Below are 23,598 nucleotides of genomic sequence, written 5' to 3'. Positions count from 1 at the left end.
GACCGGACGATTACCTCCGGTGGGCGAATTCGACGCGATCGGGTAGCGTTTCGCAGAGCTTCGACAGTGGCGCCGCGCACGAGGTCGGAGGGCGTGTAGCGGCTCGGTGGTGGAGGGGGTCCGACCAAATGCGTCCCGACGCAGACCCGGTGCCGCGATTAACCGAGGTGGTGACTCGTCGGCTCGCCGCGGATCCCTCGGTGACGCCCTCGGTGGCCCGGACCGTCCTGCGCGCCCTCGGCGGCACCGAGAACGATGATCGGGCAACCGAATTCGATGACGGCGGGATCTTCCTGCGCGCCATCCGGGTGCGCGGCTTCCGCGGCATCGGCCCGGAGGCCGAGCTGCAACTCCCGCCCGGGCCCGGTCTCACACTGGTCGTCGGCCGCAACGGCAGCGGTAAATCCAGCTTCGCCGAGGCCGCCGAACTGGTGTTCACCGGCGGAAATCGCCGCTGGGACGGTCGATCCGCGGCCTGGCGGGAGGGCTGGCGCAACCTGCACGACGGCGGCACCGCCCGCATCGAGGTGGAACTGCTCACCACCGGAAGCAAGCCACAGCTGACCATCAGCAAGGAATGGGCGGCCGACGCGGACCTGCCCGACGCGACCTGGACCGAACAGCATCCGCCCACCGCCCCAACGGAATTCGACATGGACCGCTGGGCGGGCCGGCTGGAGCTGTACCGCCCGTTCCTGTCCTACAGCGAGCTGGGCGCACTGGTCGACGGCAAGCCGAGCGACCTGTTCGACGCGCTGCACCAGCTGCTCGGCCTCGACGAATTGACCTTGGCGCAGGAGCGAATTCGGATGCGCCGCCTGGAACTGGAACGCGCCGTGCGTGATTCTCGCCAGGAACGCCTCGAACTCCTGGAGGCGCTGGAAACGGTGGCCGACGACCGCGCCGTGCGGGTCAACGGCCTGCTGCGGCCCGCCCAACCGGACCTCGCCGCGGTCGGGCGCGAGGTGTCCGGCACGTTCGACGATCCGGGCGGCCCGGCGGGTCTGCGCGCGATCGTCCGCCTCACCCTGCCCACGGCGGCCGAGGTGGCGCAGGTGGCCACCCGGCTCGCGGACTGCGGCACGGCCTTGGCCCGCGGCACCACCGCCGACGCCGAGGCGGACTGGCGCGTGCTGGAGTTGCTGCGCCGAGCCCGCGACCACCACAAGGCGAGCGGTACCTGTCCGTGCCCGGTCTGCGGCCGCGGGGACCTGGACGACGAGTGGGCCGCCGCCGCGGACGACTCGATCACCGAACTCGCCGCCCGGGTCGACGCGCTCACCACCGCGCGCACCGAACTCGGCGATGCCCTGCGCGCGGCCCGCGCCCTGCCGGATCTGATTCCGCCGGAACTGGATTTCGACCCGCGCAGCCCGGCCTCGGTCGACACCGCCGCGGTCCGCCGCGCCTGGGCCGACTGGGCCGCGCTCACCTCCGCCGACTACTCCGCCGACCTGCCGGGCCGGTTGCGCGGCGCGCACGCGCGCCTCGTCGACGAACTCGACCTGGTGCAGCAGGGCACGCGTAAGGAACTCGATCGCCTCGACGAGGTGTGGACCCCGCTGGTCCCGCGCATCGTCAGCTGGCTCGAGGGCGCGCGCGAGGTCGCCGCACACGCGGCCGAACTGCGCACGGTCAAGAAGGCCGAGGACTGGCTCAAGTCCGCCACCGCAGGCCTGCGCGGCGAACGGATGACGCCGCTGGAGACCACCGCGCGCTGGGTCTGGCAGACGCTGCGCCAGCAGAGCAACGTGGAACTCGGCTCGATCACGTTGCAGGGCAACGCCGGAACCGCCCGCCGGGTGCTGCTGGACGTCACCGTCGACGACGTGGACGGCGCCGCGCTCGGCGTGATGAGCCAGGGCGAGTTACACGCGCTCGGGCTGTCGCTGTTCCTGCCGCGCGCCACGGTCGAGGAGAGCCCGTTCCGGTTCGTCATGATCGACGACCCGGTGCAGGCGATGGACCCGGCGAAGGTCGACGGCCTGGCCAGGGTGCTCGCCGCGGTCGCGTGGACCCGGCAGGTGGTCGTGTTCACCCACGACGAGCGGCTCGCCGAGGCGGTACGCCGGATGCAGCTCGACGCCACCGTGCTCGAGGTGCAGCGCCGCGACCGTTCGGTGGTCGAGGTGCGGGTGTCCAGCGATCCGGTGCGCCGCTACCTGGATGACGCGCGCGCCCTGGTCCGTACGCCGCAGTTGCCGCAGGCCATCGCCGACGAACTCGTCGCCACCTGCTGCCGTTCCGCGGTCGAGGCCGCGAGCCTGGGCCGGGCCAGGCGCACCCTGCTCGCCGACGGCATGAACCACCGCGAGGTGGAGCGCCACATCGATGCCGCCCAATCCACCAGGGCGAAGGTGGCTCTCGCGGTGATGGGCGTCGGCGGCAAGGTCGACGATCTCAACAAGCATCTGGTCGCGCGCGAGGGCAAATGGGTGGTCGAGGCGCTGCGTGACGCGACGGCGGGCGCGCACGTGCCGATCGGCCGCAGCATGCGCGAATTGATCACGGAGACCGAAAGATTCGTCGCATGGCTCGCGCACTGACGGCGCGCCGGTGAGCGGGCAGCGGCGCGGTCCGAACGGCGGCCGCGGGTTCAACGGTGGCGGGCAACGGTCGAAGCGCCCGGGGAAGGGACCGAAGCGGCCGCGGCCCTCGGTGGCCGAACGGCTCGACACGGTCGATCGCCTGCTGGCCGGCTCGGTGACCGACGCGGGCGGCCTGTGGTCCCGCGCCACCGCCTGGATTCTGCGAATTGCCTTGGAGCAGTCGGTAGATGAGCTGTGGACCCGGCTCGCGCCCGCGCTGATGCGCTGCCCGATGCGCGCCCAGCTGATCGCGCTGCGCACCTTCGCCGGCCCCGAGGTGGCGGCGCAGGTCGCCGCGCTGTGGGCCGCGCTGTCCCGCGCCGCGCACCACCACGACTACGAACTCGCGCCGAGCGTCACCGACCTGCGCCGTTGGCGCGAACAGACGGTCGCGATCGCCACGGCGCTGGCGACCGTCGAGGCCCGCTGAGCGCGCTCCAGGCGACCCGGCCTGATCTTTGTTGCGGGCGGCGCGCAACAATCGGGGTATGAGTGGGACGCGGATGTGTCCGTGTGGCCGGGGCGAGGCCTTCGACGACTGCTGCGGGCCGGTGCTGACCGGAAAACGGGCGGCGGCGACCGCGGAGGCGTTGATGCGTTCGCGCTACACCGCTTTCGCGGTCGGGGACACCGACTATCTCCGTGGATCGTGGCATCCGCGGACCAGGCCGGCGACGCTGGAACTCGACCCGGGGCAGCGGTGGTTGTTCCTGGAGATACTGCGCACCGCGGACGGCGGGCTGTTCGACGAGACCGGCTTGGTCGAGTTCGTCGCGCACTATCGGGCCGACGGCACGCGCGGTTCGCTGCACGAGGTCAGCCGGTTCCTGCGCGCAGACGGTGCCTGGGTCTACCTCGACGGCGAAATCGAAGCCTGAGTACCCTCACCCACTATGTCCCGTGTCGCGATCGAGTACTGCACCCAGTGCCGCTGGTTGCTGCGGGCGAGCTGGATGGCGCAGGAACTGCTGAGCACCTTCGCCACCGAACTCGGTGAGGTGGCGCTGATTCCGGGCACGGGCGGCGTCTTCCGGATCACCGTGGACGGCGAGCAGGTGTGGGAACGCAAGGCGGACGGCGGTTTTCCCGATATCGCGGTGCTGAAACAACGGGTGCGCGATCGGGTCGCCCCGGACCGTGATCTCGGCCACGCCGACCGGCGCGACTGAACCCGCTCGCCACCACCGGCTATCGACGCATGGCCTGGCTTAGCTGCAACAGCCTCCGCCACAGCAGCCGCCGCCGGCGGGACGGGCCGCCGGACTCGGTGCCGGTGCCGCGCTACCCCGGCTGACCGTGGCAAACGTGGTCAGCAGCTTGACTGTGTCGGCATGGCCGCTCGGGCAGGACGCCGGATCCGACGACTCCGCCATCGGGCGGTTCATCTCGAAAGTGTCCCCGCAACTGCGGCACCGATAGCTGTAACTCGGCATCGGTCAAGCGTACCGCCACGGTCTCATAATGGTGCGTCGCGTTCCCAGGTCGTCACCATGGACGTACTCTCGAAGAAGAGATCACGAGGTGCGGGGCCCGCTGGAGCAAACCGGCAGCACACCGATGGGTCCCTGGCAGGAGGTGCGGAGCCATGAGCACTCAGTTCGAGACCGAACAGGGTTGGGATGTGGGCGGCGCCGAGCCGATAGCCACGACTACCTCGGGCGATGTGCGCGGGCGCTGGGATGGTCCGGTCGCAGTGTGGCGCAGCATTCCTTACGCGGCTGCACCGAGCGGGGGAAATCGATTCCTGCCGCCCTTGCCCGCGCCCGAATGGACCGGGACCCGGGATTGCGCCGTCTTCGGCGATATCGCGCCGCAGACGATGGGCAACATGGTTCCCGTCGACTCCGATCTGCGGATGGGCGAAGACTGCCTCTGGCTGAATGTCTGGGCGCCCCGGCGCGACCTCGGCGATGTGGTGCACACCTTCGAGACCGGTGAACCGCGTCCGGTGCTGGTCTGGCTGCACGGCGGCGCGTACTGCCTCGGCACCGCGGCGCAGGGAATCTACGACGGACGCAAGCTGGCCGAGACCGGTGACGTCGTGGTCGTCACGGTGAACTACCGCCTCGGTGTGTTCGGTTTCCTCGATCTGTCCTCGCTGCCCGGCCCGTTCACCCCGAATCTCGGGCTGCACGACCAGATCGCCGCGCTGGAATGGGTGCGCGACAATATCGCCGCGTTCGGCGGCGACCCGGGCAATGTCACCCTGTTCGGCGAATCTTCGGGCGCCGGTTGCGTCACCGCGCTGATGACCTCGCCGCGCGCGGCCGGGCTGTTCCACAAGGCCATCGCGGAGAGCCCGCCGGCGACCACGGTGTTCGGTCAGGAGCGGGCCGCCGCGGTCGCGCGGCGCTTCCTCGAGCTGCTGGAACTGACGCCGGACCGGGCCATCGAGCTGCTGGACTGGCCGATCGAGAAGATCGTCGAGGTCGCGGGCATCCTGCTGGACGAGGTCCCGTTGAAGGAGCCGGGCCGGCTGGCGGCGGCCCCGGTGGTGGACGGCGATCTGCTGCCGACCTATCCGATCGACCGGTTCCAGCACGGGCGCTCGCATCGGGTGCCGTTGATGATCGGCGCGAACAAGGACGAGGCGTCGCTGTTCCGGGTGTTCCGCTCGCCGATCATGCCGGTGACGCCGGACGCGGTGAACGCGATGCTCAACGACGTGGCGGCCAATCACCCGGAGCTGTCGCACGAGCGGATCGCCGAGATCACCTCCGCCTACCCGGATCTGGACAAGACCCGCGGCGCGCTGGCCATGTCCGGCGATGCGGCGTTCCGGATGCCCGCACACTGGGTGGCCGACGCGCACGCACAGCACTCACCGACCTGGATGTACCGCTTCGACCATGCCACGCCGATGTTGCGGGCGGCCCGGGTCGGGGCCGGGCATGCCACCGAATTGCCTTATGTGTTCGGCAATTTCGGCTCGTTCAACCATGATCCGACGTTCTGGTTGGGCGGGCGCAAGGTGGCCATGGAGGTGTCGGGCCGAATGATGCGGCGCTGGTTGGCTTTTGCCACACACGGCGTGCCTGCCGCGCTCGACGGCTCGAAACACTGGCCGCCGTACCGCCCGACGACCCGTACGACCCTGCTGATCGACACCGTCGACCGGGTCGTCGACGACCCCGACGCCGACCTGCACACCGCCTGGGGTGAGCAGGCCGTCGGCTTCAGCTAAACGGTCGTCGGTTCGGGCGCGAGCGCGCGGTGGCCGAGCTGGACCGGCAGTCGCTCATATCCGTGCAGCGTGAACAACTTCCGGCGTTCGGGCGTTCCGTCGAGTTGCAGGTCGGGGAAGCGGTCGAACAGCGACTGCAACGCGTAGACGCCCTCCATCCTGGCCAGGCTGGCGCCGAGACAGACGTGGATGCCGTTGCTGAAGGACAAGTGCTCCTTGGCATTCGCGCGCCCGACGTCGAAACGGTCCGGTTCGGCGAACACCCCGGGATCGCGATTGGCGCCGGCCAGCGACAGCACCACGGTGTCGCCCGCGTGCAGCTCGACGCCGTCGATCTCCATGTCGCACAGCACGCTTCGCGCGGTCGTCTGCACGGGTGAGTCGAACCGCAGGATCTCCTCGATCGCGTTGGGCCACAGCTCGGGTTCGGCGCGCAGCCGGGCGAGCTGTTCGGGGTGGTTGATCAGTTGCACCACCCCGTTGCCGATCAGATTGACCGTGGTTTCGAAGCCCGCGCCCATCAGCAGGCTCGCGGAGGCCTTCAGCTCGAACATGTTCAGCTCGCCCGCGGTGACCAGGGCGCTGAAGATGTCGTCGCCGGGGGTGCGGCGCAGGCGTGCGATGTGCTCGTCGAAGTAGTGGTTCATCACCTCCATGGCCAGCAGCGCGCGGCGGTGGGCACGCCAGGAGATGCCGACGTCGAGCAGCGGAGTCACCTGGTCGCCCCAGTTCAGGAACCGTTCCTTCTCCTCGTCCGGGAAGCCGAGCATTTCGGAGATGATCGCGATCGGGACCTGTGCGGCGAAGGCGTTGATCAGATCGGCCGAGCCGCCCGAGGGCAGCGCGTCCAGCAGTTCGGCGGTGACCGTTTCGACGCGGTCGCGCAGCCTGCCGATGGCGCGCGGGGTGAACGCGGCGGCGACCGGCTTGCGCATCCTCGTGTGTTCCGGCGGGTCGATCACCAGCATGGACGGTGGTTCCACCGGGTTCGGCGGCAGCGGGAAGTACTTCTTGGTGAGCTGGCGGACCGCCTCGGGCACTGCGAAGCCGTCGGTGCTGTGCACGCCGAATCGGTTGTCGCGCAGGATGGATCGGCACAATTCGTGGTCGAAGGTGGCCCAGGCGATGGAGGTGCGGATCAGCCTGCCCTCGCCGCGTAGCCGCTCGATGAGCGGATAGGGATCGGCGAGTCCGGTGGGCCCGCCCATCAGTTCGGCGAACGGTTCGCCGCGCCGCGCTTGCAGGCGCAGCACGAGCCGGGGCACGCCTTGAACGGACAACCAGCGGAACCAATACTGCGGCATCATCATTCACCAACTCCGTCGTTGTGCGATATGGCAACCGTACGGAATCCGGCCAGAATGTGGAACGTCCTCTAGTCGGACTTCCGCTAATACCGTGGTAGGAGAAGACCCACCGAAATCTGCGAACAACTCGGCCCTACCCGGTCAAAGTTACTGCGTGCGGGCCGGACGGCGGACGAGATTGCCGCACACGCCTCGATTACCCGCAGACCGAATCGCAGGCGAACCGGTCTGCGGGAAATCAGCGGGTGTGCGTCAGGCGCGCTGGGCGGTGACGCGTTCGGTTTCGATGCGGCGTTCGCGCAGGGCGGGGTCGGGGTTGACCACCTGGACCAGGGAGGCGCCGGCGGCGAGGACCGCGACGAAGCCGTCGATCAGTTCGGCGGGGGTGTCCCACGGGGTGCTGGACAGCACCCGGTCGCCCTCGGAAAACCCTTGCCGCATGGCGGATTTCTTCGCCTCGGCGAACACCTCCGCGACCGGCATGCCGTCCAGCGCCGCGCCCGCGCCGCCGGGCAGGAACTGATCGCCGTGCACGCGCACGGAGGTGGCGAAGTCGGTCACGCCGATCGGCAGGTCGCGCACGGGTGCGCCCATGGCGTCCAGGGACAGGGCCGCGACCTCGGCGATGCCGTCGGCGTCGTCGATCCGGTCGGGGGTCACCAGGGCCAGTTCGGCGTCCTGGTCGGGGCGCAGCACCACCTCGGTGCCCGCCCACCAGCAGCCGAGCAGCACGGCTGCGGTCTGCCAGTGCGCGGGCAGCAGCACCGCGATCCGGGCGCCGGGGCTGAGGCCGAACTCGTCGCGGATCAGGTTGGCGGTCTTGGCCGCCCAGTTGGCCATGGTCAGCCCGGACAGCTCGATCCGGGCGCCGGTGGCGTCGTCGTAATAGGTGACGCGTGGATTCGCCGGCTCGCGCGCGAGAATCGGATCCAGCACCTTCTCGGTGAGGGTGAGCGCCTGGTCGAATTCACGCATGGTCTAGTTCACGCATTTCGGTCCGTTCTGGCCTGCGTCGATCGGTGGGGCGGGCGGGACTGGTGTCGCGGTCGCGCTCGACGTTCCGGAGAAGTCGAACATCCCCCCGGCCGACGAGCCCGGACCAGAATAGTCGCTCGCCAGCACGACGCTCACCGAATCCGGCGACAGCGTCGTATCCGCGAGCACCGGCAGCCCGCCGAGCGCCTTGGCCACCGCCTTGGCCTTGGCGTCGGAGGTGTTCGCGGCGAGCACCCGGCTGCCGGTGACGCTGCCCCCGGTGTAGTTGCCGACCACGCCCTCGCGGAAACCCTTACCGCTCAAGGCCTGTGCGACCTGACCGGCCAGCCCGCCGACCCCGCTGGCGTTGTACACGCTGACGGTCACCGTGGCCGGATCCAGCGCCGGTTCGTCCGCTTCGGCGGACTTCCCGTCGACCAGCGAGCCGACGTAGTCCTTCACCGCCTTGGGATCGACCCGCACCACGGATTCGCCGTTGTTGGTCATGTAGTTCAGATCGGTGACCGGGATGGTCTCGAACTTCACCTGGCCGCCCGAAAGGTCTTGCAGCTGTTGCAGGAAGGCGAGCACGTCCCAGTCGTCGTCGAGCACCACCGTGCGCCCGACAGCATCGCTGAGCTGCTTCATCCGTCCCGGATTGCCGAGCGTCTTCGCGTTGAGCACCTGCCCGACCAGCTGGGCCATGAACACCTGCTGGCGCACGATGCGATCGAGATCACCGCGCGGCAGATTGTGCCGCTGGCGCACGAAGCTCAAGGCGGACGGGCCGTCGAGGCGCTGGCGACCGGCCGGGAAGTCGGCGCCGGACATCCATTCGTCCACCGCGTTGTTCAGGCACACCTCGACCCCGCCGACGGCGTCGGTGAGCAGCACGAAGCCGAGCAGGCTCACCTCGGCGTAATGGTCGACGCTGATGCCGGTGAGGTTGGCGACCGATTTGATCAGCGCCTGGCGGCCGGCCTGGGTGGACTGCTTGTCCGCGTCGGCCTCCGGCACGCCCTGGTTCATCAGCTTCAGCCGCTGGGTCTCCTTGGTCGCGCCGTACGCCGAGTTGATCTTGCCCTTGCCCAGGTCGGGAATGTCGACGTAGGAGTCGCGGGGGATGGAGATGGCGGTCGCGGACCGGCCGTCGTTCGGCACCCGGATCAGCACGATGGTGTCGGTGTTGGTGCCGACCTCATCGCCCGCGTGCAGCAGCGCCCGTTCCCGGTCGGAGAGCGGGTTGCCGTGCGCGTCGGTGCGGCTGTCGACGCCGACCAGCAGGATGTCCACCGCGCCGTCGCGCCCGCCGCCGAGACCGAGGCCGCCGATGCGTTCGATATTGGAGATCAGGCTGTCGACGCTGTGCCAGGCGAAGCCGGTGATGACGAGCACCACAACGGCCAGCAGCGCGGCGAATCCGCGGATCGGACCCCCTGCGGGTAACAGCGATTCAGCGGTGCGCGGCCGGGTCACCCGGAACCTCCTGCGCCGCAGCTACTTTGTGTCCTCTCGACAACTCGACATCCTTTCGACAAGCTCGGGGCCTCTTTCGACAGCACGGTCTGAGTGACCACCCCACCTTTCTCATATCCCCGCACCGATCCGGCAAACCCCGCGCAGCGGCGGGCGCCGGGCGAGAGCCACTGACTGAAGGCTAACGAATAGCGGCCCGGCCACCCGCAAATCGCAGGTGTGGCGGCGTGCCAGACTCGACGCTGTGACAGCTTCGACAACGTCGGCCGCCCAGCCCGCCCGCCTCCTCGTGACCGGCGCGGGCGGACAGCTCGGGCAGGAATTGATTCGCCTGGCACCGCACGCGCGTGGCTTCGGCCGCCGCGACCTCGATATCACCGACGCGGACGCGGTGGCCGCGGCGATCGAACCCGGTTCCGTGGTGCTCAACTGCGCCGCCTTCACCGCGGTCGACCTGGCCGAGACCGAGGTGGCGGGGGCGTTCGCGGGCAACGAGACCGGGCCCGCCGTGCTGGCCGCGGCGTGTGCGCGGGTGGGGGCCAGGCTTATTCATCTGTCCACCGACTATGTGTTCGCGGGCGTGCACGACCGTCCGTACGAGACCAGCGATCCGACCGGGCCGGTCAGCGTCTACGGGCAGTCCAAACTGGCCGGCGAGCAGGCCGTGCTGAAGCTCGCGCCGCAATCGCACGTGGTGCGCACCGCGTGGGTATATGCCGGGCGCGGAAGCGATTTCGTCGCCACCATGCTGCGGCTGGAGCGCGAACGCGACACCGTGAACGTGGTCGACGACCAGCTCGGGGCCCCCACCTATGCGGCGGATCTGGCGGCGGCCCTGCTCGAACTCGCGGGTCGGCCGGACGCTCCGCGCCTGCTGCACGCCACCAATGCCGGACAGGCCACCTGGTTCGAACTCGCGCGCGCGGTATTCGAAGGGGTCGGCGCCGATCCGGAGCGGGTCCAGCCGTGTGACTCGTCCGCATTTCCGAGACCCGCACGGCGACCGGCATATTCGGTGTTGTCGCACCGTGCCTGGGATGAGGCGGGGTTGACTCCGCTGCGTCAATGGCAGGTGGCACTGGGGGACGCGCTCGCGAGGTTGTCCGACTAGGCTGTGCGGCCGTGAGCGCTTCCGATTCCGTCCATAAAGGACTGGCCGTCGTCACGGTGACTTATTCACCGGGCGAGCACCTCGAGCACTTCATCACCACGCTGGCTGACGCCACCACCGAGAAACCACAGGTGATTCTCGCGGACAACGGGTCGACCGACGGGGTGCCGGAGCTGATCGCCGAGGCCAATTCGCATGTGCGGCTGCTGCGCACCGGCGGCAATATCGGCTACGGCGGCGCGATCAACCGGGCCGTCGCCGAGATCGACCCGGACATCGAGTTCGTGGTGATCGCCAACCCGGACATCCGCTGGGGCACCGATTCCATCGACCAGCTGCTCGCGGCGGCGAAGCGCTGGCCACGGGCGGGGGCGCTCGGCCCGCTGGTGCTGGAACCGGACGGCAGCGTCTACCCCTCCGCGCGTCAGGTCCCCGGCCTGCTCGACGGCGCGGGTCACGCGATCCTCGGCACGGTGTGGAAGACGAACCCGTGGACCCGGCGCTACCGCCAGGAGAACGAGCAGATCTCCGAGCGCGTGGTCGGCTGGCTGTCCGGCTCCTGCCTGCTGGTGCGGCGCGCGGCGTTCGACTCGATCGACGGCTTCGATTCGCGCTACTTCATGTACATGGAGGACGTCGACTTCGGCGACCGGATGGGCAAGGCGGGCTGGCACAACGTGTTCGTGCCGTCCTCGGAGGTAACCCACGCCAAGGGGCATGCCGCGGGCAGGCACCCCGAGGTGATGCTGCCCGCGCACCACGCGAGCGCCTACCGATTCCAGGCCGACCGGCATCCGCACTGGTGGCAGCTGCCGTTGCGGCTCGCGCTGCGGGCCGGACTTGCGGTGCGCTCCCGGATTGCGGTTCGATCTGCGCTGCGCCAACAGGCGCAAGAAGCGGGTCATCAGGCGCGCGGCTGAGCGACAATGGGCGACGGGCCCGCCTCCGGGCCCGGCGTGTACCGGCGCAGGCCGCGGGCCATTCGGCGCGCGAGCGACAATTCGATCCACTGTGAACAGGGGACCTTGAATGGCAGGAAATGCAGGCACCGACGCCGTGATCCTGGTGGGTGGGCAGGGCACACGACTGCGTCCGCTGACCCTTTCGGCACCCAAGCCGATGCTGCCGACGGCCGGGTTGCCGTTCCTCACGCACCTGCTGGCCCGCATCGCCGACGCCGGGATCTCGCACGTCGTGCTGGGCACCTCGTTCAAGGCGGAGGTGTTCGAGGAGCACTTCGGTGACGGTTCCGAGCTCGGCCTGGAACTGGAGTACGTGACCGAGACCGAGCCGCTCGGCACCGGCGGCGGCATCCGCAACGTGCTGCCCAAGCTGCGCGCCGACACCGTGATGGTGTTCAACGGCGACGTGCTCGGCGGCACCGACCTCGGCGCGATCCTCGATACGCACGAGTCGACCAACGCCGACGTGACGTTGCACCTGGTCCGGGTCAGCGATCCGCGCGCCTTCGGCTGCGTGCCGACCGACGAGAACGGCCGGGTCACCGCGTTCCTGGAGAAGACGCAGGATCCGCCGACCGATCAGATCAACGCCGGTTGCTACGTCTTCCGGCGCGAGTACATCGAGAAGATCCCGTCCGGGCGACCGGTCTCGGTGGAACGCGAGGTGTTCCCGACGCTGCTCGCCGAGGGCGCCCGGGTGCAGGGGCACGTCGACTCGTCGTACTGGCGGGACATGGGCACGCCTGAGGACTTCGTCCGCGGGTCGGCCGACCTGGTTCGCGGCATCGCGCCCTCGCCGGCGCTGCCCGGACAGCGCGGCGAATCGCTCGTGCATCCCGGTGCGGGTGTCGCGCCGGGCGCGCTGCTCATCGGCGGCACGGTGGTCGGTCGCGGTGCCGAGGTCGGCGCGGGCGCCCGGCTGGACGGCGCGGTGATCTTCGACGGCGCGATCATCGAGGCCGGCGCCACGGTCGAACGTTCGATCATCGGTTTCGGCGCGCGGATCGGGCCGCGGGCCTTGGTGCGCGACGGCGTCATCGGCGACGGTGCGCAGGTCGGTGCCCGCTGCGAACTACTACGCGGCGCGCGCGTCTGGCCCGGGGTGGAGATCCCGGACGGCGGAATCAGGTTCTCCACCGACGTCTGACGGTCGGAAAACAGTGTCGGCGTAGCGGTCCTTCTGGCAGGGTGCTGCGCAGGGTTCCGGGGCTCTGTCGCGGGATCGCTACGTGTGCTCACTGTTGCCAACTGGAATGGTTGAGGAGAACCTTTATGCGGAAGTCTTTCCCGCGTGCGCTGGTCGCGGCGGTATTCGCCGGAGCGGTCGGCCTCGGCGCGATCGGTTTCGCGCCGAGCGCCGCGGCCGCGCCGTCGATCTACGAGCCGAGCATCACCCCGTGTAGTCACTTGTTCAAAGCGCCGTTCGAATTCAATCGCCCGGACGCGAGCGCCTACTGGAGCCCGTTCGGGACCGGTGACATCGTTTGCTACGACGCGGGTTTCGGGGTCAGCTACTACCAGCGGGATCCGTCGGGGCAGTGGCATGCCATGAATCAATTGATTCCCGGCAACTACTTCATCAACATCTTCGGCTACGGCCACTTGCCCGCCTAGCTCGACGAGCGTGATCGAAACTCTTCGCGCAGACCCTCTTTCGAATGGCCTGCGCGAAGACTTCGGTCACGCTTTGGTTTTCCAGACGTAGCGGGTCTTGGGCCGGCCCGCGCGGCCGTAATCCGAACGGCGGGTGACCAATCCGTCGTCGGCGAGCTTCTCCAGGTAGCGCCAGGCGGTGATCCGGGAAACGCCGATGGTGGTCGCGGTGTCCGCGGCGGTGATGCCCTCGGGGGCGGCGCGGACGGTGCGGGAGATCTCGTCGAGGGTCTGTGGCGCAACGCCTTTGGGGGTGGTGGCGCGCTGGTCGGGGGTGCGTAGCGCGCTGAGCGCGCGATCGATGTCGTGCTGGGAGACCGCCGTTTCGCCCGCCGGGAGGGCGGTGCGGAACTCGCGATAGCGGTCGAGCTTGTCCCGGAACGCGGCGAAGGTGAACGGCTTCAACAGATAGAGGACAACGCCGTGCGAGACGGCGGTGCGCACCATGGCGAGGTCGCGGGCCGAGGTGATGGCGATGACATCGGGTCGGGGAGCGAGGCCGGTCAGGGCCGCGGCGACGTCGAGGCCGCTGGCATCGGGCAACCCGATATCCATGAGCACCAGGTCGATCGGCGTATTCTCGGCCGCGGCATCGGCGGCCGCGCGCATCGCCTCGCGACCGGTGTGCGCCACCCCGACGGGCGTGAAGCCCTCGATGCGGTCCACATAGGCGCGGTGTGCCTCGGCGATGAGCGGCTCGTCCTCGACGATCAGCACTCGGATCACTGTGCGTCCTTTCGCGGAATCGTCACGGTTACCGCGCTTTCCGGATCTAGTTCGGTACGAATGGTCCCCCCGTGCCGGGCCACCAGGCGGTGGACCAGGGCTAAGCCGAGCCCGTGATGGTCGGCCTTGGTCGAATAACCGCGCTGCGACGCCCGGGCGAATGTCTCCTCCGACATTCCCGGGCCGCTGTCCGCGACGCGCACATACAGCGCCGAATGCTGTTCCGGCGAAACAACTTCGGCGTCTTCCCCGCCCATCGGATCCTCGTGCCGCACGGTGACCTCCACCCAGCCCGACGGGCTCTCGGCGGCCGCGTCGATGGCATTGTCGATGAGGTTGCCGACCAGCGTGACCGTCTCCTGCGGGGAGAGCGGCTCGATGGAGTCGAGCGCGGTCTCCTCGGTGATGGTCAACTCGATGCTGCGTTCGGCCGCCTGGTTCACCTTGCCGAGCAGCAGTGCGGCCAGCGCGGGCGAGCCGACCGCGTCCAGCAGCCGATCGATGAGTGCTTGGGAGAGTTGGAGTTCGGAGGTGGCGAAGTCTACCGCCTCCTGGTAGCGGCCCAATTCGACCATGGTGACCACGGTGTGCAGCCGGTTGGCCGATTCGTGCGCCTGCGCGTGCAGCGACTCGGCGAAACTGCGCACCGAGTCGAGTTCGCCCATCACCGCGCGCAATTCGGTGTGGTCGCGGATGGTCATGACGGTGCCGATCGGCCGTCCTTCCCAGGTGACGATGTCCTGATTGATCAGCAGGATCCGGTCGCCGGTCACGTGCATCTCGTCGCGGACCACGCCCCAGCTCATCTGCTGCATGGAGGTCGGCAGGTCGCCGCGGCGCACCTCGCCGTCGGGCAGTTCGAGCAGCCTGCGCGCCTCGTCGTTGACCACCTCGGCGCGCTCGCCGGCCATGTTGAACACCACGAGACCCTCGTGGATCGAGTGCAGTACCGCGTCGTGCTGTTCGTACATGGCGCGCAACTCGTCCGGCGCGAGCCCGTGCGTCTGCCTGCGCAGCCGGCGGCTCAGCAGGAACGATCCGCTGCCCGAGACCACCAGGCCCGCCGCGGCGACGCCGAGGATCAGCGGGAGCTGGGTCGCGACCTGGTCGCCGATCTTCGCGCGGGTCACCCCGGCGGAGACCAGCGCGACCACCCGACCGCCGTCGTAGACCGGCGTCACCGCGCGGATGGACGGGCCGAGGGTGCCGGTGAAGGTCTCGGTGAACGTCTCCCCGGCCAGCGCGCGGTCGATGTTGCCGCTGAACGGCTTGCCGATCATGTCCGGGTTGGTGTGCGTGTAGCGGGTGCGGTCCGGCGCCATGACGACGATGAAGTCCATGCCGGTCGCCTCGCGGATGCGCTCGGTCACCGGTTGCAGCAGGGCCGTGGGATCGGTGGTGTAGACGGCGCTCAGCGTGGAGCGCGCCTCAGCGACGCTCACCGCGACATCTCGCACTTCTCGGGTGGTCGTCACGTCGCTGTGATGGCGTGCGTCGAGCACCGCGAGGACCGCGCCGACAGCGACCATCAGGGTCAACACGATCAGCTGTAGCGCGAAGGCCTGACCGGCCAGGGATAGCCGACCGCGTCTCACTAGCTGCTTTCCTCCGCTGAACGTAATGCACCAAACCGTGACCGGCGTCACCCGGACCGCCATCATTCTGCCTGGAGGGCGTGAGGCACCTCACGTCGGCACCACCTCGGAGGACATCAACTCGTATGAGCGAAGCAACACCGGCAGCACCACCGCGCAAGCGTGACCGCACCCATTGGCTGTATCTGGCCGTCATTGTCGCGGTCATCGCGGGCATTCTCGTCGGTTGGCTCGCGCCGGGGTTCGGGGTGTCGGTTGCTCCGCTCGGGACCATCTTCGTCAACCTGATCAAGATGATGATCGCGCCGGTCATCTTCTGCACGATCGTGCTCGGCATCGGTTCGATCCGGTCGGCGGCCACCGTCGGCAAGGTCGGCGGGTTGACCATCGCGTACTTCATGGTGATGTCGACGGTCGCGCTCGTGATCGGGCTCGTGGTCGGCAACGTGATCTCGCCCGGCACCGGGTTGAACCTCGGCAAGACCGTCAACGCGGGCAAGGATCTGGCCAAGACCGCGCACAGCGCCGGTGGCACCTGGGACTTCCTGACCAGCATCGTCCCGACGACCATGCTGTCCTCGCTGACTTCGGGCAGCACGTTGCAGGCGCTGTTCGTCGCGCTGCTGGTCGGGTTCGCGGTGCAGGCCATGGGCAAGTCCGGCGAGCCGATCGTGCGTGGCGTCGCGTTGCTGCAAAAGCTCGTGTTCCGCGTGCTGGTGATGATTCTGTGGCTGGCGCCGATCGGTGCGTTCGGCGCGATCGCGAATCTGGTCGGTAAGAGTGGTCTGGACGCCGTGCTGAAATTGGCAACGTTGATGATCGCGTTCTACCTGACTTGCTTGATCTTCGTGTTCGGCGTGCTCGGGGTGATGATGTGGCTCGTTGCTCGGGTGTCGGTGCTGAAGCTGGTCCGCTACCTGGCCCGCGAATATCTGCTGATCCTCGCGACCTCGTCGTCCGAGTCGGCGTTGCCTCGGTTGATCGCGAAGATGGAGCACATGGGCGTCGAGCGGACGACCGTGGGTGTGGTTGTGCCGACCGGTTATTCGTTCAATCTGGACGGCACTGCAATTTACCTGACAATGGCGTCTTTGTTCATTGCGGACGCGATGGGCAAACCGCTCAACATCGGCGAGCAGATCGGCCTGCTGCTGTTCATGATCGTGGCGTCCAAGGGCGCGGCCGGGGTCACCGGCGCCGGCCTGGCCACCTTGGCCGGCGGCCTGGAGAGTCATCGCCCCGAATTGCTCGACGGTGTCGGCTTGATCGTCGGCATCGACCGCTTCATGTCCGAGGCCCGCGCGCTCACCAATTTCTCCGGCAATGCCGTCGCCACCGTGCTCATCGGCACCTGGACCAAGACCATCGACGCGGACCGCACCCGCGAGGTGCTCGACCGCAAATTGCCCTTCGACGAACAAACCATGGTCGATAACGACCACGGCGCGCCCCCGCAGCAGGACCCCGACACCAAGGACCTGGTTCCGGCCTAACTGCTCGGTGCAACACGAAGGGCCCGCAGGATCTGCGGGCCCTTCGCCATGCCCGGGGTCAGGATGCCCATTTTTCCGGGTTGAGGTGGTGCTGGGTGAGGGCGGTGGCGTGGCCGTGGCCGAGGTCGTGTTCGGTTTTGAGCCATTCGACCAGGGCCTTGTGGGAGGTCAGGCCGGATTCGCGCATCGCGGCTTTCCAGGCGTCGATGGTGCGGCCGTATTTGGCCTCGATGGCGGGGAAGTAGGACGCGGGGCCGTGGGGCTTGGTCGGCATGGTGGTCTCCTGTTTGTCGTGCGTTCAGTGATGTCGACGGGCGTGGGTCGGGAAATTCATCGCGGTGTGGGCCGGATCACGGAATGCCTTCCGCGCGAACGGGTCCGGAAAGGGAAATGTCCGGCACCGGCGCAATGCCGGTACCGGACAGGGGGTTCGGGGGATCAGGCGGGGACGGCGATGGGCTGCGGGGTGGCCTTGGTCGCGAGCTGGTGTTCACGCAGGAGCATGCCGCCGGTGAGGAAGACGACGGCGGCGGTGAGGCCGTGGATGCCGAAGGCGGCGGCGGAGGAACCGCTCCAGCTGAGCACGGTGAGCATGTCGCCGACCGGGACCAGGGCGATGACCAGGGTGGCGATGCCGAGGGCATACCGCTGCTTGGCGGCGAGCAGGACCAGGATCAGCACGCCGAAGACGGTGTCGCGCACGCCCTTCAGGTTCATGAACGCGGCGGCGTCGCCGTCCGGCCAGGCCGGCAGGCCGAAGCCCGGCGCGATGGTGTCGGGGGTGAGCAGGTAGCTGAGGCCGATGTAGAGGATGAAGGCCGCGCCGGCGAGGGAGAGGGCGGTGGCGATGCGCGAGGTGGTCATGGGTGCTGCTCCTTGGTGCGGTGTGCTTCATTTTCTAGCGTTGCTAGGTTCGAGAGCAACCATAACTGAGCTTCGATAGCTTGTCTAGCACTGCTAGTATTTTGGTCATGAGCCCCCAGACCCGCAAGGAACGCGAACGCGCCGAACGCCATCAGCAGATCATCGATACCGCGCGGGAGCTGGCGGAGGCACAGGGCTGGGAGGCGGTCACCGTGCGCAAGCTGGCCGAGCGCATCGAATACAGCCAGCCGGTGCTGTACAGCCATTTCGAGGGCAAGTCGGCCATCGTGACGGCGGTGGCCTTGCAGGGCATCGCCGACCTGACCACCGAGATGCGCCGAGCCCACACCGAGGCGAGCGGCCCGGCCGACGCCCTGTACCGCGTCACCCGGGCCTACCTGGATTTCGCCGCCGCCAACCCGGCGCGCTACGAGGCGATGTTCATGATGAACGTCGACCTGGTCTTCGGCCTGGACGCGCCGCAGCTGCTGATCGACGCCTTCGCCGAACTGGAGGCGCTGTTCCGGCCGTTCGTCGACGAGGCGGACCTCGGGGCCCGGACCGAGGTGGCCTGGAGCGCGATGCACGGCCTCGCGACCCTCGATCGCGGCGGCCGGCTCCGGCCGGACCTGCGCGAGCAGCGCCTGGAAATCCTGGTCACCGAATGGCTGGCCGCGGTCGGCGCGGATTCCGCGTAGGGCCGATGTGATCGGACGCGCATTTCGGCGGCGGCCGAGGCCGGATCGGTAGCGTGGGGGATATGCCTGATGTTGTGGTCGTCGGTTCCGGGCCGAATGGTCTCGCCGCCGCGGTGATTCTGGCCAAGGCCGGACTCTCGGTGGAGGTGTACGAGGCCGAGTTCAGTGCGGGTGGCGGGTCGCGCACGGCGGAACTGACGCTGCCCGGATTCCAGCACGACGTGTGTGCCGGCGCGCATCCGATGGCGTTGGCGTCCCCCTTCTTTCGCGCGTTCGATCTCGCGGCGCACGGCGTCGAGCTGCTCACGCCGGAGGCGTCCTACGCGCACCCGATGGACGGCGGCACGGCCGGCGTGGCCTGGCGCGATCTGGACCGGACGGTCGCGGGACTCGGTCGCGACGGCGCCGCGTGGCGCGCGCTGTTCGGACCGCTGGTGCCGCACTGGGAGGCGGTCGTCGACCTCGCGATGTCGGACCTGCGCCGCCCGCCCAAGGACCTGCTGACCGCGGTGCGGTTCGGGCTGCGGACCCTGGAGCAGGGATCGCCGTTGTGGAACACCAGGTTTCAGGACGATGCCGCGCCCGCGTTGCTGACCGGTGTGGCCACGCACGCGATCACCCCGCCGCGGCGCATCCCGGCCGCGGGCGCCGGGATGCTCCTCGCCACGTTGGCGCATGCCGGCGGCTGGGTGATCCCGAAGGGCGGCAGTCAGGCGATCCCGAACGCGCTCATCGCCGAACTCGAACGCCTCGGCGGCCGGGTGCACACCGGTCACCGCATCGACTCGCTCGGGCAGTTCGACGACGCCCGCGCGGTCGTGCTCGATCTCGCGCCCGCGGAACTGCTGCGCATCGCGGGCCACCGCCTCCCGGACCCATACGCCAAGCGGCTCCGGGGTTTCCGTTACGGCGGCGCGGCGTGCAAGGTCGACTTCGCGCTGGACGGACCGGTGCCATGGCAGGCCGAGGGCCTGGACCGGGCCGGCAGCCTGCACCTGATCGGTACCCGCGCCGAGGCGATGGCCGCCGAACACGCGGTCGCCGCGGGTCAGCACGCGGAGCGGCCCTATGTGCTGTCCATCCAGCCCGGCGTCGTCGATTCGACCAGGGCGCCGGAGGGCAAGCACACGTTCTACACATACGCGCACGTGCCGAACGGCTCCACCCGCGACGTCAGCGAGGCGGTCATCACCCAGGTCGAGCGGTTCGCCCCGGGCTTCCGCGACCTGATCCTGGCCAAGCACGTCTACACCGCGGCCGAAATGCCCTCGCACAATGCCAATTACATCGGCGGCGACATCTCGGCGGGCGCGATGACCCTGCGCCAGTTCGCGTTCCGCCCGACCGCACGCTGGAACCCTTACGCCACACCGCTTCCCGGCGTGTACCTGTGCTCCTCGTCCACCCCGCCCGGCCCCGGCGTGCACGGCATGTCCGGCCTGCACGCCGCCCGGCACGTGCTGCGCCAGCGCTTCGGCATCGGCACCGACCCGCTGGACCTGCTGCGTAAGGGCTAGACGGTTTCGGTGCGGTAGAGATCCGGTTCGAGGTACATGACCCGGGCCGCGGGCACCGCGGCCCGCACGCGCGCCTCCGCGTCATCGATGGCCGTGGCGAGCTGAGCGACGTCGAGGCCGGGCACCGCGCCGATCTTGGCGGCCACCAAAAGCTCTTCGGGACCGAGGTATTGGGTCTTCAGGTGGATCACCCGGTCGATCCGATCGCCGTCGACCAGGTTCTCCCGGATCAGCCGATCCTCGGCGGGCGTCGCGCCCTCGCCGATGAGCAGGCTCTGCATCTCGATGATCAACACGATGGCGATGATGCCGAGCAGGATGCCGATGGCCATGGTGCCGATGCCGTCCCACACCGCGTCGCCGGTGAGCATGGTCAGCCCGACGCCCGCGAACGCGAACACCAGGCCGATCAGCGCGCCGGTGTCTTCCAGCAGCACCACCGGCAGTTCTGGGCTGCGCGAGTTGCGGATGAACCGCCACCAGCTCGCGTCGCCCTTGAGCGGGGCGGATTCGCGCATGGCGGTCATGAAGCTGTAGGACTCCAGCCCGATCGCGATGAGCAGGATGACGATCGCCACGATCGGTGAGCTCAGCTCCTCGGGATGCTGGATCTTGTGCACGCCCTCGTAGAGCGCGTATCCGGAGCCGAGGGTGAACAGCACCAGCGCGACGATGAACGAGTAGAAGTAGCGATTGCGCGCGTACCCGAACGGGTGCAGCGCGTCGGCCTCCTGCGCGGCCCGGCGCTGACCGAGCAGCAGCAGCGCCTGGTTGCCGGTGTCGGCGACCGAGTGCACCGCCTCGGCGAGCATCGACCCGGAACCGGTGATCATCGCACCGACGAATTTCGCCACGGCGATCCCCGCGTTCGCCGACAACGCGGCGAGAATCGCCTTCTTGCCACCACCAGCCGACATGCCCTGGACGTCCTCTCTCCGAATTGCCCGATCCTGGCTAACTTAGCGTGTGCCGGTGCCCGGAGTGTCCGATGCCCGGCCGATCATCGCGTTACGCGACTAGGCGCTGAAATCAGACCTTTCCGACGCAGGCGCAGAACAGCTGGGCCGGACCGTCCAGCGCGCGGGCGCGAATATCGCTGTCGGCGGCCGAGATCCACGCCGCGGCGCCGCGTGGCAAGGTCAGTTCGGACCCGCCGTGCAGCAGCCGCACCGATCCGGACGTGCACAGCACGATGCCCGGGCCTGCCGCGGTGAGCGGGACCTGGGCCGAGCCCTCGGTCAGGTCGAAGCGGCGCAGCTCGAATTCCGGTGCGGGGGTGCGGTAGCGGACCGAGCCGTCGCCGGCCGGTTCGGGCAGCACGACCGGCAGGTTGATCGGCTCGAAGTCGAGCACCCGCAACAACTCCGGCACGTCGACGTGCTTGGGCGTGAGGCCGCCGCGCAGCACGTTGTCCGAGTTGGCCATGATCTCCACGCCGAGACCGCGCAGGTAGGCGTGCAGGTTGCCGGCCGCGAGGAACAGGCCCTGGCCGGGTTCCAGGGTCAGCCGGTTCAGCAGCAGCGCGGCGAGCACGCCGGCGTCGCCGGGGTAGGCCTCAGCGAGTTCGAGCGTGGTGCGCGCCTCCGGGGTGAACTCGCGCTTGCCCTTTCCGGACAGGTACCGCACGCAGCCGTCCAGCACCTCGGGCAGCAGCGTGGCGAGCACGTGCTGGGGCAGCGTGATCCAGGTGGTGAACAGGGTGCGCAGGCCGTCGGAATCCGGTTGCGCGGCAAGCAGATCGGCGAACGATCCGAGGCCGTCCACCTGCAACGCGCGCAGCAGTTCGACGGTGCGGTGCGGGTCGCGGAAGCCGGCCAGCGCCTCGAACCGATCCAGCGCCACCACCAGCTCCGGCTTGTGGTTGTCGTCGCGGTAGTTGCGCATCGGCGAGTCCAGCGGGACCTTGGTGCGGTTCTCCCACTCGAAGCCGGCCCGCGCCTGCGCGGTGCTCGGATGCGCCTGTAGGGACAGCGGCTCCTCGGCGGCCAGGATCTTCAGCAGGAATGGCAGCTTGCCGCCGAATTCCCCGGCGGCCGGGCCCAATTCGCGCTGCGGATCCTCGGCGACGAAATCGAGCAGCGAGCGGGAGTCGCCGTCGATCAGGACGTGCGCGGGATCGGCGGGATGCGCGCCGAACCACAGTTCGGCCTCCGGATGGGCGGACGGGACGGGCCTGCCGCACAGCTGAGCGAGCGCGGTGCGCGAGCCCCAGGCATACGAGCGCAGCGCACCAACGAGTTCGTGCACTAGTAGCTTCCCCCGAACTGCCCTTGGCTGTCGGTCGCGGTGCCGCGGGTTCCGATCAGCCGTAGGTAGGCGGCGGCCATTTCCAGCCGCACCGCGAGCACGGCGAGCTGTTCCAATTCACCGCCGGAACCGGGAACCGGTTCCTCGGGTCGCGCCGGGGCGGGCACGGACGGATCGATGAGACCGGTGTGCAGCAGGTCGAGTTCGGCGTTCACCAAGTCGGCGTCGACCAGGCTGGACCCGCCGCCGCCGAACACGGCGATCCGCCGGCGCGCGGCCGACTGGTCGGCGTCGGCGCTGAGCACGAACACTCGGATGCGTTCCACCTGCACCGGCCCGTCCAGCTCTTCGTCGTGGAACAGCGGATCGAAGCCGGGCGCGGATTCGCCTGCGGCCTCGACCATTCGAGCCCTGGCGGCGACCGCCTCGGCGAGATCCACCGCGGTGGCGACCCGGCCTGCCGACTGCAACAGCACCTCGGCGCCGTGCTCGGCCAGCTCGGCCGCGGCGGGGGAGTCGCCGGCCAGCACGACCCCGCGCTGATGCATGCGCGAGGCGAGGGTCTTGGCCGGATTGCGGAAGACCTCGTTGGTCGGACCGGCGCGCAACGCCTCGGCGTCGAGCACATCGGCGAGGTCGGTGAGGTCGGGCACGAAGGCGCCGCTGCGGGACGGGTCGATCGCGCGCAGGACGGCGATGCCGGCGGCCAGGAAGCGCAGCAGCCGATTGTGGTCGAGCACCTGGACCCGCGGGGCCAGCACGGCGGCGCGGCCCGCTGCGACGGCGCGCATCGGTCCCTCGATGGGGGTGGCGACGACGACCTCGGCGCCGCGGCGCAGCGCCCGGTCCACCGCATCGGTCAAGCGCGGATCGCCGGCGTCGTCACCGGCGACCAGGACGACGTCGAGCGGCCCTACCCAGGGCGGCAACGCGGTGACCGGCACGACCGGCAGGCCCGCGCGATCGCCGAGCGCGGCGACCAGCAGGCTCGCAGCGCGCGCGGCGCGGCCGGAGCCGGAGACGAGTACCAGACTGCGAGGTCGCAGTCCGTGCAGGCGCGCGAGCGCGTCCTCACCGACGGCTGCCGCGGTGGCACGGACCTGAGCGCCGCCGGAGGCGGCCGAGCGCAGGGCGCCGCCGGTATCGGCCGCCTCCAGCGAAGCGGCATCATCGAGGTCGAGAACCGGTGTTCCAGCGATCAT

At 69.3% G+C, this 23,598-nt stretch carries 23 protein-coding genes; 12 read left to right on the top strand and 11 right to left on the bottom strand.

Translation table 11 applies throughout. From position 1 onward, the window contains the following. The first annotated feature begins 128 nt into the window (after positions 1-128). Genes AB0M22_RS06830 through AB0M22_RS06815 form a run of 4 tightly spaced genes read left to right on the top strand, consistent with a single transcriptional unit; the run spans position 129 to position 3,757 of the window. A complete protein-coding gene (locus tag AB0M22_RS06830) occupies positions 129-2,546 on the top strand; it encodes an AAA family ATPase (protein WP_364722030.1) in 2,418 nt (805 codons plus the stop codon). A gap of 10 nt (positions 2,547-2,556) precedes the next feature. Next, a complete protein-coding gene (locus AB0M22_RS06825) occupies positions 2,557-3,018 on the top strand; it encodes a hypothetical protein (protein WP_364722028.1) in 462 nt (153 codons plus the stop codon). Positions 3,019-3,076: 58 nt separating this feature from the next. After that, the gene (locus AB0M22_RS06820; RefSeq protein WP_364722026.1) at positions 3,077-3,466 is read left to right on the top strand and encodes a YchJ family metal-binding protein; all 390 of its coding nucleotides are present in this window, start codon (positions 3,077-3,079) and stop codon (positions 3,464-3,466) included. Positions 3,467-3,481: 15 nt separating this feature from the next. Continuing rightward, positions 3,482-3,757 (top strand): SelT/SelW/SelH family protein, encoded by a 276-nt coding sequence (locus AB0M22_RS06815; RefSeq protein ID WP_364722024.1) that lies wholly within the window; start codon positions 3,482-3,484, stop codon positions 3,755-3,757. A gap of 39 nt (positions 3,758-3,796) precedes the next feature. Here the strand turns inward: AB0M22_RS06815 and AB0M22_RS06810 are convergent, their stop codons facing one another. After that, a complete protein-coding gene (locus AB0M22_RS06810) occupies positions 3,797-4,021 on the bottom strand; it encodes a zinc ribbon domain-containing protein (protein ID WP_364722022.1) in 225 nt (74 codons plus the stop codon). A 152-nt stretch (positions 4,022-4,173) separates the two neighbouring features. Here AB0M22_RS06810 and AB0M22_RS06805 point away from each other — a divergent pair, with 152 nt between their 5' ends. Continuing rightward, a complete protein-coding gene (locus AB0M22_RS06805) occupies positions 4,174-5,772 on the top strand; it encodes a carboxylesterase/lipase family protein (RefSeq protein WP_364722020.1) in 1,599 nt (532 codons plus the stop codon). Here AB0M22_RS06805 and AB0M22_RS06800 read toward each other — a convergent pair. The 3 genes from AB0M22_RS06800 to AB0M22_RS06790 all read right to left on the bottom strand — a co-directional run bounded on the left by AB0M22_RS06800 (position 5,769) and on the right by AB0M22_RS06790 (position 9,503). Further along, positions 5,769-7,079 (bottom strand): cytochrome P450, encoded by a 1,311-nt coding sequence (locus AB0M22_RS06800; protein WP_364723983.1) that lies wholly within the window; start codon positions 7,077-7,079, stop codon positions 5,769-5,771. The two genes, AB0M22_RS06805 and AB0M22_RS06800, sit on opposite strands and share 4 nt — an antisense overlap. Positions 7,080-7,331: 252 nt before the next feature. Next, a complete protein-coding gene (locus AB0M22_RS06795; RefSeq protein WP_364722018.1) occupies positions 7,332-8,054 on the bottom strand; it encodes a TIGR03089 family protein in 723 nt (240 codons plus the stop codon). 3 nt (positions 8,055-8,057) lie between these two features. Then, positions 8,058-9,503: an LCP family protein gene (locus tag AB0M22_RS06790; protein WP_364723980.1), complete on the bottom strand. Its 1,446-nt coding sequence runs from the start codon at positions 9,501-9,503 to the stop codon at positions 8,058-8,060. Between the two features lie 271 nt (positions 9,504-9,774). Between AB0M22_RS06790 and rfbD the strand changes: the two genes are divergently transcribed. The 4 genes from rfbD (at position 9,775) to AB0M22_RS06770 (ending at position 13,217) form a co-directional block, all read left to right on the top strand. Then, complete coding sequence (rfbD, locus tag AB0M22_RS06785) at positions 9,775-10,641, top strand: dTDP-4-dehydrorhamnose reductase (protein ID WP_364722016.1); 867 nt, start codon at positions 9,775-9,777, stop codon at positions 10,639-10,641. Between the two features lie 11 nt (positions 10,642-10,652). Continuing rightward, a complete protein-coding gene (locus AB0M22_RS06780) occupies positions 10,653-11,561 on the top strand; it encodes a glycosyltransferase family 2 protein (RefSeq protein WP_364722013.1) in 909 nt (302 codons plus the stop codon). Positions 11,562-11,670: 109 nt separating this feature from the next. Then, on the top strand, positions 11,671-12,750 hold the full coding sequence (locus AB0M22_RS06775) for an NDP-sugar synthase (RefSeq protein ID WP_364722011.1): 1,080 nt from the start codon (positions 11,671-11,673) through the stop codon (positions 12,748-12,750). 125 nt (positions 12,751-12,875) lie between these two features. Further along, entirely contained in the window at positions 12,876-13,217 is a 342-nt protein-coding gene (locus AB0M22_RS06770) for a hypothetical protein (protein ID WP_364722009.1), read from the top strand. 66 nt (positions 13,218-13,283) lie between these two features. On the opposite strand, the gene AB0M22_RS06765 is transcribed toward AB0M22_RS06770, so the two are convergent. Both AB0M22_RS06765 and AB0M22_RS06760 read right to left on the bottom strand, forming a co-directional pair. After that, positions 13,284-13,982, bottom strand: a complete 699-nt coding sequence (locus tag AB0M22_RS06765) for a response regulator (RefSeq protein ID WP_150402427.1) — start codon at positions 13,980-13,982, stop codon at positions 13,284-13,286. Beyond that, entirely contained in the window at positions 13,979-15,511 is a 1,533-nt protein-coding gene (locus AB0M22_RS06760; RefSeq protein ID WP_364723977.1) for a sensor histidine kinase, read from the bottom strand. The genes AB0M22_RS06765 and AB0M22_RS06760 overlap by 4 nt, the downstream gene beginning before the upstream one ends. Positions 15,512-15,702: 191 nt before the next feature. On the opposite strand from AB0M22_RS06760, the gene AB0M22_RS06755 reads away from it, so the two are divergent. After that, positions 15,703-17,070 (top strand): cation:dicarboxylase symporter family transporter, encoded by a 1,368-nt coding sequence (locus AB0M22_RS06755; RefSeq protein ID WP_364722006.1) that lies wholly within the window; start codon positions 15,703-15,705, stop codon positions 17,068-17,070. Between the two features lie 58 nt (positions 17,071-17,128). On the opposite strand, the gene AB0M22_RS06750 is transcribed toward AB0M22_RS06755, so the two are convergent. Both AB0M22_RS06750 and AB0M22_RS06745 read right to left on the bottom strand, forming a co-directional pair. Beyond that, positions 17,129-17,344: a DUF4287 domain-containing protein gene (locus AB0M22_RS06750; RefSeq protein WP_364722004.1), complete on the bottom strand. Its 216-nt coding sequence runs from the start codon at positions 17,342-17,344 to the stop codon at positions 17,129-17,131. Between the two features lie 164 nt (positions 17,345-17,508). Beyond that, positions 17,509-17,934, bottom strand: coding sequence for a DUF4267 domain-containing protein (locus AB0M22_RS06745; protein WP_364722002.1), 426 nt, complete (start codon positions 17,932-17,934; stop codon positions 17,509-17,511). Positions 17,935-18,041: 107 nt separating this feature from the next. On the opposite strand from AB0M22_RS06745, the gene AB0M22_RS06740 reads away from it, so the two are divergent. Both AB0M22_RS06740 and AB0M22_RS06735 read left to right on the top strand, forming a co-directional pair. Next, positions 18,042-18,632, top strand: coding sequence for a TetR/AcrR family transcriptional regulator (locus AB0M22_RS06740; protein WP_364722000.1), 591 nt, complete (start codon positions 18,042-18,044; stop codon positions 18,630-18,632). Positions 18,633-18,694: 62 nt separating this feature from the next. Then, positions 18,695-20,149, top strand: coding sequence for an NAD(P)/FAD-dependent oxidoreductase (locus AB0M22_RS06735; RefSeq protein ID WP_364721998.1), 1,455 nt, complete (start codon positions 18,695-18,697; stop codon positions 20,147-20,149). On the opposite strand, the gene AB0M22_RS06730 is transcribed toward AB0M22_RS06735, so the two are convergent. From AB0M22_RS06730 to AB0M22_RS06720, 3 genes are all read right to left on the bottom strand, one after another. Then, positions 20,146-21,066: a cation diffusion facilitator family transporter gene (locus tag AB0M22_RS06730; RefSeq protein ID WP_364721996.1), complete on the bottom strand. Its 921-nt coding sequence runs from the start codon at positions 21,064-21,066 to the stop codon at positions 20,146-20,148. The two genes, AB0M22_RS06735 and AB0M22_RS06730, sit on opposite strands and share 4 nt — an antisense overlap. 112 nt (positions 21,067-21,178) lie before the next feature. Beyond that, positions 21,179-22,396 carry a mannose-6-phosphate isomerase, class I gene (gene manA / locus AB0M22_RS06725; protein ID WP_364721994.1) on the bottom strand — a complete coding sequence of 406 codons (1,218 nt, stop codon included), beginning with the start codon at positions 22,394-22,396 and terminating at the stop codon, positions 21,179-21,181. Continuing rightward, positions 22,396-23,598 carry a tobH protein gene (locus AB0M22_RS06720; RefSeq protein WP_364721992.1) on the bottom strand — a complete coding sequence of 401 codons (1,203 nt, stop codon included), beginning with the start codon at positions 23,596-23,598 and terminating at the stop codon, positions 22,396-22,398. Before AB0M22_RS06720 ends, manA begins: the two co-directional genes overlap by 1 nt.

The organism is Nocardia sp. NPDC051756 (assembly GCF_040681495.1).
Taxonomy (GTDB): domain Bacteria; phylum Actinomycetota; class Actinomycetes; order Mycobacteriales; family Mycobacteriaceae; genus Nocardia.
The sequence above is the reverse complement of the archived record's forward strand: the minus strand, read 5'-3'. Positions and strand labels throughout refer to the sequence as shown.